This window comes from Rhodococcus sp. CX, assembly GCF_015865005.1.
Lineage (GTDB): Bacteria > Actinomycetota > Actinomycetes > Mycobacteriales > Mycobacteriaceae > Rhodococcus.
This window is the reverse complement of record NZ_JADZGH010000108.1, coordinates 1-1,801: the sequence shown is the minus strand read 5'-3', so window position 1 is coordinate 1,801 and position 1,801 is coordinate 1. Positions and strand designations below refer to the sequence as shown.

Below are 1,801 nucleotides of genomic sequence, written 5' to 3'. Positions count from 1 at the left end.
CTGCAGCCGGGCTGCCTCGCGAAGGGTGAACGTGACGCGCATCATCCGCGGGGCCGCGGTGATCACCGCCGAGCGATGGGCTTCGGACATGGTCAGGACGAGGTCGGCGTCCTCCGCGATGGCCGGGGTCAACCGGCGGGCGGTGAATCCGTGCGGGTCGCCGCCGAGTTGCTGCAGCACCAGCGCGGCCGTCGATTCCATACCGTGACCGACCAGGGCGCGGGTGCCGGCGCTGTGCGCGGAGAGATCCGGTCGCCCGGCCTCGGCGGCGAACGCCGTGGTCAGAAGCTCGGCCGTGGGCGATCGGCAGATGTTTCCCGTGCATACGAAGAGGACCCGCATCGCCTGATCCTATGCACCGCCCGGCCCGCCGCGCGGAGCCGTACCACAGCGGTGGAATCGAGTCCCCTCAATTGCCCGTATGCCGTATCGAGACCGTTGGGTAACATCGGGGCGTCTTGGGGCGCCGGGGGTGAGCACTGGAGCGGCGCCGGAATTGCAGAAGGCGGCTGATGAGTTCGGTACTCGGGGTGACCGTTGGGGAGAGCGCCGTCCGGATCGTGCGTCCGATCGACCGGACCACGCCCTCGGCGGGATTTCAGTTCCAGGTGGTGGACACAGGTCGCGACGACCCCGCCCGTCTCGCCGCACAGACCTTGGGCGTGTTGTTCCAGACGGGCGTGGCGGGGGAGCCGATCGACGCTCTCGGTGTGGTGTACCGCGACGCGGCGCAGGCGGACCGGATCCGCAAGGCCATGGCGGAACAGGGTCTCGACAGGTTCGACCTGGTCTCCGAGTCCGAGGCGGCGCTGGCGTATCTGCGTGCCAGCGGTGAGCTCTGCACCGACACGGCGGTGTTCTACGACCTGGGCGATTCCGGCCTCACCGTGACCGTCGTCGACCTTCCGTCCGGCGAGGTCCTCGCGGGACGCACCGACACCGTCGGGGGACGGGTGTTCGACGCTGCGATCCGCGAACACCAGCTCGGCACGAACGGGGTGTGGCTGCCCGACGATCCGGCGACCGTCACCGAGTTCGACGCGCAGTGCCGCGAGGCGAAGGAACAGCTGTCCGCGAGCGACGCGGTCGCGGTGCCGGGAGCTGCCGGGCTCATTCTCATGTCGCGGGACACCTTCGACCCGCTGATCGCGCAGTGCGTCGAATCGTCCGCGCGGTTCGTCCGCGACATCGTCGAGCGTGCCGGCCGGGATCCGGAGGCGATCGTGCTGCTCGGTGGCGGCGCGCACATCCCCCTCGTCCAGGAGGTCCTGCGGTCCTGGCTGCGGCTGCCGCTGGTGGTGCCGCACGAGCCGGAGCTGGTCCTCGCGAAGGGCGGCGCTCTCCTTGCCGGTCGGCCGAAGGACTCGATACCGGGCATGACCACGCGCATCGTCCCGCCGCCGGCGGCGACCGAGCGCATCGCGCGCCCGGCCGGGGCGCAGGCCGGTGTCAGCGGATTCGCAGCCACGGACCGGCGCACCGAGCAGCGCACCGATCGGATCGCCCGTCCCAAGGAGAAGCCCGCGAATGCCGCGGACGCGGACGAATCGCGGTCCTGGCTGGGGATGCTCACAGCCCGCGGACCCCGGGTCAGCGGCAAGCAGATCAGCGGCGCGGGCCTCGCGGGAACCGCTCTGATGGTGGTGGCCCTGATCGGTGTCGCCCTCGGAGCCGGCAACAGCGTCTTCGGTTCGGATCCGGTCGACGAGTCCGCTCCCGCGGAGACGGTGGTGACGACGCCGCCGTCGTCGAAGCCGTCACCGAGGCCCGCCGTGGCGCCGGCACCGGTCACCACGACCAC

The 1,801-nt window shown here is 71.1% G+C and carries 1 protein-coding gene and 1 pseudogene; one reads left to right on the top strand and one right to left on the bottom strand.

Annotated elements, in window-relative coordinates:
* Positions 1-342, bottom strand: a pseudogene (locus tag I0Q12_RS11760) (protein tyrosine phosphatase); the annotation flags it as partial.
* A gap of 170 nt (positions 343-512) precedes the next feature.
* Between I0Q12_RS11760 and I0Q12_RS11755 the strand changes: the two are divergent.
* On the top strand, positions 513-1,801 hold a 1,289-nt coding region (locus tag I0Q12_RS11755; protein WP_197252088.1), incomplete at its 3' end, for an Hsp70 family protein.